8 protein-coding genes, 1 tRNA gene and 1 pseudogene are annotated in these 13,238 nt (G+C 43.0%); 6 read left to right on the top strand and 4 right to left on the bottom strand.

What is annotated here, in order from left to right:
* The first annotated feature begins 103 nt into the window (after nucleotides 1-103).
* The 4 genes from H0262_RS08480 (at nucleotide 104) to fecE (ending at nucleotide 4,281) form a co-directional block, all read left to right on the top strand.
* The gene (locus tag H0262_RS08480) at nucleotides 104-1,174 is read left to right on the top strand and encodes a Fe(3+) dicitrate ABC transporter substrate-binding protein (RefSeq protein ID WP_181210447.1); all 1,071 of its coding nucleotides are present in this window, start codon (nucleotides 104-106) and stop codon (nucleotides 1,172-1,174) included.
* A gap of 42 nt (nucleotides 1,175-1,216) precedes the next feature.
* The gene (locus H0262_RS08475) at nucleotides 1,217-2,293 is read left to right on the top strand and encodes an iron ABC transporter permease (RefSeq protein ID WP_181210446.1); all 1,077 of its coding nucleotides are present in this window, start codon (nucleotides 1,217-1,219) and stop codon (nucleotides 2,291-2,293) included.
* A gap of 189 nt (nucleotides 2,294-2,482) precedes the next feature.
* Nucleotides 2,483-3,514: an iron ABC transporter permease gene (locus tag H0262_RS08470; protein ID WP_201531764.1), complete on the top strand. Its 1,032-nt coding sequence runs from the start codon at nucleotides 2,483-2,485 to the stop codon at nucleotides 3,512-3,514.
* Complete coding sequence (gene fecE / locus H0262_RS08465; RefSeq protein WP_011513618.1) at nucleotides 3,514-4,281, top strand: Fe(3+) dicitrate ABC transporter ATP-binding protein FecE; 768 nt, start codon at nucleotides 3,514-3,516, stop codon at nucleotides 4,279-4,281. The genes H0262_RS08470 and fecE overlap by 1 nt, the downstream gene beginning before the upstream one ends.
* Nucleotides 4,282-4,605: 324 nt before the next feature.
* Here fecE and H0262_RS08460 read toward each other — a convergent pair whose 3' ends face one another.
* Complete coding sequence (locus H0262_RS08460) at nucleotides 4,606-6,222, bottom strand: NAD(P)/FAD-dependent oxidoreductase (protein WP_181210445.1); 1,617 nt, start codon at nucleotides 6,220-6,222, stop codon at nucleotides 4,606-4,608.
* Between the two features lie 155 nt (nucleotides 6,223-6,377).
* Here H0262_RS08460 and H0262_RS08455 point away from each other — a divergent pair.
* Nucleotides 6,378-6,541, top strand: a pseudogene (locus tag H0262_RS08455) (indolepyruvate ferredoxin oxidoreductase subunit alpha); the annotation flags it as partial.
* A 257-nt stretch (nucleotides 6,542-6,798) separates the two neighbouring features.
* Here H0262_RS08455 and H0262_RS08450 read toward each other — a convergent pair.
* From H0262_RS08450 to H0262_RS08440, 3 genes are all read right to left on the bottom strand, one after another.
* Nucleotides 6,799-6,874: transfer RNA gene (locus H0262_RS08450), tRNA-Arg, on the bottom strand.
* 72 nt (nucleotides 6,875-6,946) lie between these two features.
* Nucleotides 6,947-7,756, bottom strand: coding sequence for a hypothetical protein (locus tag H0262_RS08445; RefSeq protein WP_181210444.1), 810 nt, complete (start codon nucleotides 7,754-7,756; stop codon nucleotides 6,947-6,949).
* Nucleotides 7,757-7,793: 37 nt separating this feature from the next.
* Nucleotides 7,794-8,324, bottom strand: a complete 531-nt coding sequence (locus H0262_RS08440; protein ID WP_181210443.1) for a hypothetical protein — start codon at nucleotides 8,322-8,324, stop codon at nucleotides 7,794-7,796.
* A gap of 377 nt (nucleotides 8,325-8,701) precedes the next feature.
* On the opposite strand from H0262_RS08440, the gene H0262_RS08435 reads away from it, so the two are divergent.
* Entirely contained in the window at nucleotides 8,702-13,195 is a 4,494-nt protein-coding gene (locus tag H0262_RS08435; RefSeq protein WP_181210442.1) for an exodeoxyribonuclease V subunit gamma, read from the top strand.
* Nucleotides 13,196-13,238 lie beyond the last annotated feature (43 nt).

The raw sequence follows: 13,238 nt of genomic DNA, 5'->3' as shown, positions 1-13,238 counted from the left end.
AGACTTGAAGCATTTCATGGTCTTTAATTGACGTCATAGTTTTATATTCAATACTCTATCCGTTAATGTTCAATCAATTTAATGATATTAAGAAAAGTTATTTATGAATCAACGTCCAAAGCTCACGCTTATTTTACCCTTACTGGTCATCGTATTGATTGTGGTTGGCGGTATTGTTTTTATTATGAATCAAAAAAACAATGTTACGGCAACGCCATCATTGAATGCTGATAATGGCGTATCGGCAGCAGCAGTTAAGTCAAATGACAAAAATAACGTTCTTCTGCTAACCGATGAAGAAATTAAAGCGCGTTTGCCCAATTTGAGCGACTATCCGCGGGATCCAAAGCGTATCGTAGTTTTGGAATACTCATTTTTAGGGGATGCGTTAGCGTTAGGTCTTAATCCGGTTGGTATTGCAGATGACAATAAGCCTGACAGCATTATTGCTGAATTTACCAAGCAACTCTCGGATTACACTTCTGTCGGTTCACGCTATCAGCCAAGCCTTGAGGCCATTGCTGATTTAAAACCTGATCTGATCATTGCCGATGACGAGCGTCATACGGTCATCGCCGATGAGCTTAATCGCATTGCACCGTCGGTCGTGCTTAAAAGTCGCGGTGAAAGTTATGTAGAGAATATACAGACAGCGCAATTGGTCGGGCATATCGTACACCAAGATCAAAAAATGTCTCAAGTTATCAATACGCATCTAAAAAAAATGGCAGATTTAAAGTCGCAATTGGCGACAACTCCACTTGCTAACCACAGCGTGCAGTTTGCTATTATCAGTGATAAAGGCATGTGGCTGCATGGTCCAAGCTCGTACGCCGGTAGTTTACTCAATCATCTGAATATCAAAAGTCCGATTCCTGAGCAAACAGGTGAGGCGTATATCGCAACCAGTTTGGAGCAATTATTAGCGGCTAATCCTGATTGGCTATTAATTGGACGTTATAACGATCACACCATCTATGATAAATGGAAGTCCTCACCATTATTTAATCAGCTAACGGCGGTTAAAAACAATCAGGTCATCGAAGTCGATCCCAATTACTGGGCGCTCAATCGCAGTATGCAATCCGCTGAATATATGACAGCTGAGCTGCTTGCGATTGCATCGAGCCAAGGCACAGAAGGTTCAAGTCCTTCTGTAAAAGAGTCAAATTAATGAGACTTTGCACTACTGTCTTTTTAAAGCAAGGCGACTTTTATGGTTGATAAGCAACTTAGCCGCTCATCTTCCGTCTTGCCAAAACCCGCTATTGCAAAGCGCCCGATAACACGGGCGCTATTGTGGTGTGGGTTATTAGTCATTTTACTGATTGGCTGCTGGCAAGGGTTAACGGCATATTCAAAATTTGCCCTGTCGCTGACGGATTTACTTTCCTTATTGACGCAGCAAAATGGTCAAGCGTCGCTAACTGCACAATTATTAATAGAGATTCGCCTGCCGCGCGTGCTCGTGGCGATTATAGTCGGTGCCAATTTGGCGGTGGCTGGACTGCTAATGCAGGTGATGACCCGTAACTCACTGGCATCTCCTGCGGTATTGGGTATCAATGCAGGGGCAGCGTGCGTGGTTGCTTTATCCTCTATTGGTTTAGGATTTACCTTTTTAACCTCTACCTTTTTGCAAGCAATGGTTGGGGCAGTGCTCTCTTGTGCCCTCGTTGCAGGATTGGCGGGTTATTTTTCTGGGCGTCCGGTGCATCCTGTTCGTCTAATCTTATCGGGCGTTGCTATCAATGCGCTGCTGGTCGGCATGACACGAGCGGCGCTGATTACTACGGATGAGCAAGCTTATGGGGTACTGTATTGGCTGGCAGGTTCTATTGCCAATACGCGCTGGGAGTCCATTCCCATGCTAGCGGCTATATCGCTGCTGACCTTGGGTTATGGCTGGTGGCTATCACCTAAATTAAATGTCTTGGTGCTGGGCGATGATGTGGCAAGTAGCCTTGGGGTGAACCTGCGGGCATTACAGTGGTCATGTGGGGCATTGATTACGATATTGACGGCTATCAGTGTGGCGGTCACCGGTCCTGTTGCCTTTGTCGGTTTGATTATCCCCCATGTTGCCAAGCGCCTGTTAAAGCAGGTATCGAATATGGCTTATGAGCAGATTTTGCCATTGTCTATGCTGGTTGGCAGTATATTGATGGTGTGGGCGGATGTCTTGTCACGAGCAGTTGCTTATCCGGCAGAGACACCAGTGGGCTTGCTAACGGCACTTATTGGGACACCCGTTTTTATTGCGCTGGCATGTAGAAGACGACTCGATAGCTGATCGATATAGTCAGGGAAAAGTAATATCGATACATCAAGTACTGCTGATATTAATTTTTCTTGCTTGCTGTACCTACGCAGACAGAGGCTGCAAAAAATTTATACCAGCAGTACTTTAGCGTTTTTGAGATATTTTAACTATAACTAAAAGCGATTCAAAATCCTATCCAGCAACAAAAGTAAACAACGAATGACGATACAAACTAAAGCTTCTTCATCGCGCTCAAACTCACTATTTGCTCGTAAATCGGCAAGTAGGGCGGTGGTACTGATTATTGTGCTGCTATTGATACTCAGTATTAGCAGCATCTTTTTTGGTGCCAGTGAATTAACGCTAGTGCAAATCTGGCAGCATTTACAGCAAGGTTTTGGCGGCGACGAAGACTTTATTGTTTGGCAACATCGATTGCCACGCACGATATTATCAATTTTAGTCGGGGCAAGTCTCGGTTTATCAGGCTCATTGGTTCAAGGGGTCATTCGTAACCCGTTAGCATCACCTGACTTGATGGGTATCAGTGCTGGCGCAGGGTTTTGCGCGACTTTGTTGCTGGTTATGCTTCCTGCGGCACCAACGTGGTGGCTATCTGTCGCAGCTTTACTTGGCGGATTATTGGCCTTTTGTTTTATCATGCTGTTGGCACAGATATCTCAGCCAACGCCAGCACGTTTGGCATTGATTGGCGTCGCCATTAGTGCCTTTTTAGCCAGTGGGATTAATTTTTTACTGGTCATTTATCCAGTTGAAATTAACACCGCAATGATTTGGTTAACTGGTAGCTTGTGGGGTCGCAGCTGGCAACATATTCCCATGTTAACGATAATATTTGCCGTATTAATGGTCATCAGTATGTATTTAGCATGGCGTTTAGATGTATTGGGACTTGGCGAGGAAACGGCATATCATCTTGGTGTGTCAGTCAAGCCATTAGAATTTACTACATTATTTATCGCAGTGGTGATTGCGAGTTTGGCGGTGTCGGTGGCAGGGACAGTCAGTTTTATTGGTTTACTCGCGCCGCATATCGCACGATTGCTCTTTGGGCATCAGCACCGCATCTTGTTGCCAGCGTCAGCGCTGATAGGCGCGATCATTTTAGTCACCGCAGATGTATTGGCACGCAGTCTATTTGCGCCAATTGAGCTACCAGCTGGCGTCTTAACCTCAGTGATCGGTGCGCCTTATTTTATCTTTTTGCTATCGCGCTATAAGGGGTGGTGATGCTATCAGTGAATGAACTACAGCTTGGCTATCATGGCGGACAGACAGTTATCAAAAACTTGTCCCTTGAGTTGCCAGAAAATAAAGTCATTGGACTCATTGGTCCAAATGGTTGCGGAAAATCTACGCTATTAAAAGGCTTGTGCCGGCTGATTCAACCTCAATCGGGCAGAATCTTACTTAGACAACAAGATATGGCGCAATTGAATAATCGGCAGATTGCTCGTCAGATATCGGTATTGCCACAAGTACAGACCAATCCTGAAGGCTTGACTGTCAGACAGTTGGTTGAGTATGGCAGAACGCCCTATGTCTCACATTGGGGTAAGTTGAGCGCGACAGACAACCAGATAGTAGATAGCGTTATAAATGAGATGTCTATTCAATCTCTAGCTGAGACATCACTTGAAGCCTTATCTGGCGGTCAACAGCAGCGCGCTTGGCTCGCGATGGTTTTAGCGCAGGATACGGATATTATCATGCTGGATGAACCAACTACCTATCTAGATATCTCTTACCAAATAGAGCTGATGCGACTCATACGAGAATTAAAAGACAACGGCAAAAGCATTATAGTTGTGCTCCATGACCTCAACCAAGCAGCGAGATATTGTGATTTATTGGTGGTGCTAAAGTCGGGCGAACTGCAAATAATGGGCACCCCTTGTGAGGTGGTGACGGAGGGAATGCTTGCTGATATATTTGACGTGCAAGCCAAAGTGATTACAGACCCTGTAGCAGGTTCACCCATGTGTGTGTATTTATAGCATGCCTGCGCCGCTATCTTTTATCAGCTGAGCACCAGTACATTTACAGCTGGCAGCAGGACTTAGAGCCTAAAACAACCAGACACAAAGCACCGACCAAAATACCTAATGAAGCCTCACAAATCGATGTCGAATAGTATCCTGACGATTATATGTAGGAGCGTGCAAATCGTTTAGGTTGTAGTTAACTATAGTTCTTGCTTATTTCACATACACAAATTGATCATTAAAAATTCTGATAAACGATCAGCAATATTGTTTATCAGAATTAGTATAATGTTTGACTGAAACTTAACCTGCTTTAATAATTGCCTAAAGCCGCTCTTAATCTATCTTCAACATCGATTTCGCCACAGCTTCGGCCACTTTAATGCCATCAATCCCTGCTGATAATATGCCACCTGCGTAGCCAGCGCCTTCGCCTGCAGGGAATAAGCCTTTGGTATTAATGCTTTGGAATTCTTTATTGCGTTTAATACTGATTGGTGACGATGTTCTGGTTTCTACGCCAGTGAGTAAACCGTCGTCAGATGAAAACCCTTGGATTTTTTTATTAAACGCTGGAATGGCTTCGCGTATGGCATCCACGGCAAAGTCAGGTAAAGCTTTGCTTAAGTCGGTTAAGGTAATGCCCGGTGTATAAGACGGGTTAACATCGCCCAATTCTGAGTCTGGCTTACCTTTTAAGAAATCGCCAATGGTTTGCGCTGGGGCACTGTAGTCTTTACCGCCTAATTCAAACGCTAAGGTTTCTAGTTGTCTTTGTAAGTCGATACCAGCAAGAGGGTGGTTTGGGTAATCTCGCTCTGGGTCGATGCCGACAACAATAGCACTGTTGGCGTTACGCTCGTTCCTTGAATATTGGCTCATGCCGTTAGTGACAACACGGCCTTCTTCTGATGCTGCGGCAACAACAGTTCCACCTGGACACATACAGAAGCTATAAACAGAACGACCATTTTTACAATGATGAACCAGTTTATAATCCGCAGCGCCAAGTATTTCGTTTCCAGCATTGTCACCAAAGCGTGCTTGGTCTATGGTTGACTGTTTATGTTCAATCCTAAAACCAATCGAGAAAGGTTTTGCTTCAACATACACGCCTTTATCATAGATCATTTGGAAGGTATCACGGGCGCTATGACCAACAGCTAAAACAACATGGTTAGTTTTTAAGGTTTCGCCACTATTAAGTGTCACGCCAGTTACTTTTGAGTCAGTTATATGCAAGTCATCTACGCGAGTAGCAAAACGGACTTCACCACCAAGTTCTATGATCTCGGCACGCATTTTTTCTACCATAGTGACTAACTTATAAGTACCTATGTGCGGTTTACTGACAAATAAAATCTCATCTGGTGCGCCAGCTTTTACAAATTCAGTCATGACTTTACGGCCATAATGATTTGGATCTTTCACTTGGCTATATAATTTACCATCGGAAAAGGTACCGGCTCCACCTTCACCGAACTGTACGTTTGATTCAGTGTTTAATTTACGCTGACGCCAAAAGCCAAAGGTATCTTTGGTGCGTTGTCTTACTTCATTACCGCGTTCAATAATGATAGGTTTGAAACCCATTTGAGCAAGGGTGAGTCCTGCTAATAAACCACAAGGACCAAAACCAATAACAACAGGACGCTCAGTTAAATTCTCTGGCGCTTCACCTACATATTTGTAGCTGGTATCTGGTGTTGCTTTAACATGGTTGTCTGACTCAAATTGAACCAGTAAATCATTGGTTAAATCCAAGTCGGTAAGTGTGATGTCTAGCGTATAAATTAATTGGATATTTCTTTTATTACGAGCATCATAACCACGTTTAAACATCACAAATGAAGCCATTTGCTCAGCAGAAATTTTAAGTTTTGTCGTTATAGCAGTCGTTAGATCTTCAGGTGCATGATTTAATGGCAATTTAATTTCAGTTAAACGTATCATTGGTTACTCATAAACTAGTGTAGAAAACATTCGCGCATTTTACTGGTACTGATACAAATAAGCGAATAAATATTTTACTTACGCAGGGTAGATTTACGGATTTGTGTTGTAGTTTGAAAATGATCCGCTATCTTGAATCATAAATGATAATTTTTATGGCGTTCATCGTTGGTGATAACTGTATTAAATGCAAATACATGGACTGTGTTGCAGTGTGTCCCGTGAATGCATTTTTGAAGGTCCTAACTTTTTAGCGATAGATCCTAATAGTTGCATAGATTGCAGCTTGTGTGAGCCTGAATGCCCAGCCAATGCTATTACACCAGTATCGAAACCAAGATTTTAGAAAAGACCTATCGAAAAGCCATCTGCTAAAATAAATATCCATTCAGACGTTATATAAGATATAGATTTTTGCCATCACCATAGCGTGTAACTTTGTTGGATCTTGAGTATTTTTCGGTATCGGTTAATACCGTCTATGATACCGTTATTAATCGGTGATACCGTGTATTAAAAAAAACCTTTGCAGCGCATGGCTTACAAGGGCTTATCGTGTTATATCGTTATGTTTGTTGGTGCGCCCACCAAGACTCGAACTTGGATCGATCGCTTAGGAGGCAACTGCTCTATCCTGTTGAGCTATAGGCGCATAATAGAGTGCTATTGTAGAAAAAAGCACTTATAAAATCAATTAATACCGAGTAAGTAGAGGGTTTTGTATTTATTTAGCAATACTGATAGCGTCAGCGACATCTACTGTCAACTCACCTGTTGCTTTTTTGCCTTGCGTATTTGACTTAAAAAGGTTTGCCATATCATTTTGATAGCCATCGATATTTTCATAATCGTGTCTACTTAATATATCTTGCCCTGTACTTGAGAGTAAAAAGTTTCGAAAGTTAAGTGCAATAGGATTTTGAGTTAAGATGACACCGTCTACTTTTTTCTTGTCTTTTAAGGCATAACTAAACGATACAAGACTTCGAGTGTTTGTATTATCAGCTTCACCTTTAGCAGCGATTTCATCAGCATTACTATCTGCATCGATAGTATCTTCTACCATGCCATTTTTTGCCTTGCTCTGGTTTTGTTTATCTTGTGCTATTTTTAATTTTTCTTGTAATGGTGCTAAGCGCGCTGCCGATAAATTGCCATCAGCAATAATGATATCGGTATCAACAATAAATAAAGACGGCTCATGATCGGCTGCTTTATTATCCGATAGCGTCAAAAGTGCAACAGAGGCGACATAACTTGTCATGATTTCTACATTGGGATAACGAGATTGAAAACTTGAAATCACAGCGTCTAAAGGCGCTTGTAGCTTTTCTTCTGCTTGTATGTGCAAAGTGCTCTTGGCAACCGTCTCTCCATCTTCTTCTGCTGAAGCAGTTGATCCACTATCATTTGACATAATAGGCAATGGATCCATGTTTTTACGATTGCTGGTCCATAACCAAGTAAAGATGGCGATAAAAATAATCAGCAGCAGTAAAATGAGCCCAGCCAGTAGCAGCTTGTAGTCTTTCATATAGTACCGATCTTCTTATTGTTGGTTTAAATGTGGTTTAGAGCGGTTGATGCAGCACTTCATCTGCTAAATCCGCCAGCATATCCGAAAAAATATCAGTTATCTCTTGTGTAATAGCTATGGCTTCTTGTTCTGGGTTTTTATGAGCAGTGGTATTATTGCTACTTGCCAGAGCAGAGAGGTAGTTTGAAGGGGAAGAGGGTTGATTGTCAATCATTTTTGTGGAGGCTTGATGCGCCGCCAATGGTGATTGTCCTGCACTTAGTTTATCTTTAAGCCATTCAAAGCCGTGAGTTCCCCACCATGCCTCGAAGCGTGATAAGGTGCTTCCACGTACTGCTATAGGTAGGTTTAGCGTTCGTAGTTTTTGTGCCAAAATAGGATCGCTTATGGCTTGATGAATACTTAGATAGAGTCCACGACTGTCATCCTTATATGGCTGTCTATTTTGCCAAGATTGATCATCTATTTTCATACGTGGCAATTGCCAAAGCTCACCGCGGTAGTATACGACATATAAACGTCGTTTAGGATGAATGAAAATGGCATCAATGGGACGCAAGGGCATAGTATTAAATTGTCTCATCACTAAGAATTGAGGTAAAACACAGCGACATCTATTGTCGCAGTGTGTTTTTATCGATGGTTTATATGCTAGTAAACGTTGACGAACAATGGCAAACTAATAGCCAGATTACTATTCCCCTTACAAGAGAGTCTGTAAGCGGATATACATGAGTGTTTACCAATGCAGTTTGATTTAACAGCGTCATGCTAGCAGAAATGTCATCCATTGACGACTCCTAAAGATGGATTGACAAGTATTGCCGCCTACAGCGTTGTTATTACACTCAAAATTTTACTATGAATGTTTGCGTGCTATCTCGAGCATGTATTCTTTATCAATCCTATTATTCTCCTGCTACTTCAATCAGACTATCCTCTATGTTTACCATCATACAATCCCATCGTACCGAAAATCTTGTTGATCAGCTTCTTGTGCAATATCAGTCCAAAAATCAGCCTGTTTTTGAGCCTTTTATTGTCATTGTGCCTTCAATGGTATTGGGTGATTGGTTGGATAAAACCATTGCTAGCCGTGCTGGTATTAGTACCTTGGTGCGTACTAAGTTTTGGGGACAGTATCAATGGACGCTGATGCAAGATGTATTGACTCGCCATAATTCATATCTGTTAGAGCGGGACCCTGATACAGCAACCTTGAATGTTCCTGAAGTGGCGGTATTGTCACCAACAGTCATGCAGTGGCGATTGTTTGGGTATCTGACTTACTACCAAGAGTCGATTATTAAAGATGAAAAACATCCGGTGAATCCGCTGCTGGCGTCTTTGATTGATGAGCCACAAGAAGGGGTTGAGCAAGACAATGTACGACAAGATAAGTCGCAGCAAGATGCGCGTATTTGGCAGCTGTCAAATGATCTGGCGAGGGTGTTTAATCGCTATTTGACCCATCGTGAGGATTGGTTGGCGCTATGGTCGCATAATAAACCGCTGAATGTGGATGAGCTAATTGCAGATAAAGATGCCTTGTCACTGCGCTTTGATAAGTATGCGCGTGGCACGCCTGAGTGGTTAGTAGAGCATTATGTTGAGTTAGAAGTTGCTCAACGCTTCTTATGGTCGCATTTATTTGCGGATGTGCATCAGCACCGTGTTGTATTGGAAAAGGTGTTTTGGCAAGCACTAAAGTCAAATAAGGCTGGCGAGCAGAGACAGTTACCCAAAGTGCTGCGTATTTTTACCATCCAGCAGTTGCCACAGACTGAGCTGGACTTTTTGCAGCGCTTATCGCAATACATGGATATCACACTGTTGCATTACAATCCATCAAAGCTGTTTTGGGCGGACATTGTTGATAAATCTTGGTTGCAGCGCCAACAGATTATTAATCCTGAAAGTGTATTTTTACGTGACTATGGACACAGTCTGCTGTCTCGTTTGGGTAAACAATCGCGTGATACCTTTGCCATGCTTGCCAACTTGTCAGGTAATGAGCAATACCAAGATGCGCTTGTAGAATGGCAAGATAGCTTTGGTATTGGCGAAAACGGCGATGATGACTTGTATGATGAATTCGGCTTTGATGATAGCGTCTATGATGCTGATGTAAGCGGCAATTCTCAAACTGCGCAAAACAGTCCAAGCTTACTTAGACGTTTGCAAAACGATGTGTTGATGCTTGATGAGCAATCTACCCAGCAAGCGTCGGCTGCAAAAGTTTCGCAGGAGATGAGTAAGCAAATAGAGCTAGGCTTTGATCAAGAGCTGCATCAAACACCATGGTATGAAGATGAGGCATTAGAGAATAAGCGCTTTGAAAAAGACCGCTTTTGGGCAATGTCTGCGCAAGATAATAGCCTAAGCATCCATTCGTGCCACAGTTTACAGCGCCAGCTTGAAGTACTACGTATCATGATTGGGCGCTGGCTGAATGAACCTATTAAAACTGGTGAGAAAAAGCGCCATATATCCGACATTGTTGTTCTGCTACCTGATGTTGAGCGCCATCATGCGCTGATCAGCTCTATTTTTGTTAATGGCAAAGGTCAGGATGGTTTGACCTTGCCTGCTAAGGTGACTGGTGTTGTCGATGCAGACATTCGCCAGTTATGGGAAGCCATTATTGGTTTTTATAAGCTGTTAGGCAGTCAAAGCGCCCGTTTTGAGGCGGCTGAGGTCTTGGACTGGCTGATGCTACCGCCTTTGTTTGAAAGTTTTAGTTTGACCCATGAACAAATGAGCCGTGGTTGTGACTTGTTGGTAGAGGCGGGCTTTATTCGCGGTTTTGACGAGCTGCATCTTAAACAAACTTTGGACAGTAATGACTATGACTATCGCTTTAGCTTTGCACAAGCACTAGACAGATTGACCCTAGGTCTGGTCATGCCAGAGGCTGAGTTGAGCGACTGCTTGTATCCTTTAGATGAGGATGAATGGCCAAGCACTGCGTTACCAGAAATGACCTTGCCACTACCACAAGTCAGCCTAAATGATGCGCTGATTGTTGAAGCGCTTTGCCGTATTTACACTGGCTTGGTCGCACGACGTGATGATCATACACAAAAAATGAAAGCGGAAGATTGGCTCGATCAGATTGAGACACAAGTTATCCATCGCTACTTTGGCGATGTGGACCAAACGCGTACCATGCGCGCCATCTACAACGCAATGAATGGCTTTAAATCAAGCCTGCGAGCCAATCGTCACTATAGGCAGTACGCTAGTGGTGATATCGACAACAGAGAAGTGGAGCAGAGGCTGTCAGGTGTGGAGCAGTTGCCGCTCAAACTAAGCTTTATGCTAGACAGTATCGAAGCGGAGCTTGAAAGTCAGCAGGTCAGTGCGGAGCCAACGGGTGTAATTACCTTTGGTCGGTTTGGTGCACTAAGAAACGTGCCCTTTGAGTTGGTGGTGATGCTTAATATGAACCTCTCTGAGTTTCCTGGGCGTGACCGTGATAACCGCTATGATTTGATGAAAGCGACCAATGCACGTCGCGGTGACAGAGTCAGTGAAGATGATGATAATGGGGCGTTTTTGGATGCGCTGCTTTGCGCGCGCAGTGCTTGCTGGATATTTTATAACGGTCAAAGCTTGACGGACACCCATGAGCATCTGCCAGCCAACCCAGTGAGTGAGCTATTGCAGTTTTTGCAAGGCGAAGTGCAATGGCAGGTGAACTCGCTTGAAACATTGCCTGAGAATATTGATCCCACTACCGAGAGCCTCAAGCGCTATTTGCCTAAATTAATTAAGCAGTGGCTGCTGACTGAGCATCCCGCACTGCCTTTTCATGAGAGTCTGTTTGAGACTGCAATTGAAGATGCTGATATTTCAAATCATACTTCTAAACCCAATCAGAATGCAGATATCAGTATTCAAAATAACATCCCTGTTGATATGACTGATGAATTAGACGCTATCTTAAATAAAGCCATGCGCAAAACCAAATTAGCGCAAAAAAAACAGTTTCCACCTGCGCCGCTTTGGCAAGCTGTGTTTGATACCTTGAAGGGTCGAGTATCTAGCGAGCATCCACAGCTAGTAGGATTACCTACAAAAGGGCAATATGAATCTATTGCTCAGATTCTCGGTCAAGGTTTGGGTCAGATGGGACAAGTAGATAATCAAACATTCTCTGCATTAATTGAGATGCTAGCGCTAGATAATACTGCTGATGCCAGTGATAGTAGTGATATGAATGAGGCACTCATCAAGACCCTATTTGATACTATATTTAACATTGGAGAGATAGACGTTGAGGGAATATTGGTCTATCAAGTGCGTCATCCTGCCAAGGCTTTTTTGCGTACTCAAAAAGTGCATGTAGTGCAAGGTGAAGAAGCACTGTCGCAACAAGAGCCGCTATTCTTGGACAGTCTGACTACCTATCAAATCAAAGATCATTTGATAAATGAATTGACCAATAATGCCACCAATAAGAATAGTGATGGGAAGGCTAAACAAGACAGTCAAATCTTGATGTATCAAAAAATCATGCCAGCAGGTGTGGCTCGTCAAACCACGTTGCCCAATCAACAACAAAAACTGCAACAGCAATGTCTAGAGTTCAAAGAGCAGTTAGTTGCTAATGGCTTTGATGAGGTTGGAGAGGATAGCGCAGGTGGTTTAGAGTTACTGACTCAAACCTCTGAGCACCCCATTCAGATAGAGCTAGCAGCTGTATTAAATTGCGCTGATAATGAGTCACTGCTTAAGTTGCTACCTAAAATTATTAAAATAAAAGGCTCAGTACCAATATTAGTGCCAATATTAGCATCAATATCAGTGCCGATAGGTGCTCATAATAGTCGCTCTTATCTACAGACAGGTAAGTCCTACGCCGAGCAATCTCCCAAACAGTGGTTAAATATATTGCCCAATTCTGCCAGTCCTAGGCATTTACTCAAATTTTGGTTGTCGCATTTGTATTGGCAAGTAGCCAGACGCACCACTACCGAACAAGTGGTATTAGATGATGGTGTGAGCATTTGGCGCTTTAATAAGCCTAATTCGCAAGTCAAAAAATATGACAAAGTAATGGCATTTAAACTAAGCCCGATTGTGTATGAAGATGCGGCGGCCGAGCTGATAAAATGGGCAATTTTTGCCAAGCTATCAGGTCAAGTACCTATTACACTCTTGCCAGAATATGCACTCAGTTATCTTGATAAGTGCCTAAAATCTGAAGAGAGTGAGAACGGTAGCTATTGGCCAAAACGAGCAGACTTCTCGGATTGGTTAAGACCTAGCTATCACACAGATACGATATATGATACTTGTTCGCAGCATGCCATTTGGCAATACGTACTGCGTGACCAAGATGCGTTTAAGGCTTTGTCAGCAGCGTTGACTACATTAGCTCAGCCACTGTATGAGCCGATGTTTAATGCGTTAACTAACTTAGATGGTTAGCTCATTATCTAAAGCAGCCCCTAATTAATTTTTGCTATTTTGT

The sequence above is a fragment of the Psychrobacter sp. D2 genome (assembly GCF_013608135.1).
Classification (GTDB): domain Bacteria; phylum Pseudomonadota; class Gammaproteobacteria; order Pseudomonadales; family Moraxellaceae; genus Psychrobacter; species Psychrobacter cryohalolentis.
Note: the sequence above shows the minus strand (reverse complement) of the source record. Positions and strands in the feature narration are given on the sequence as shown.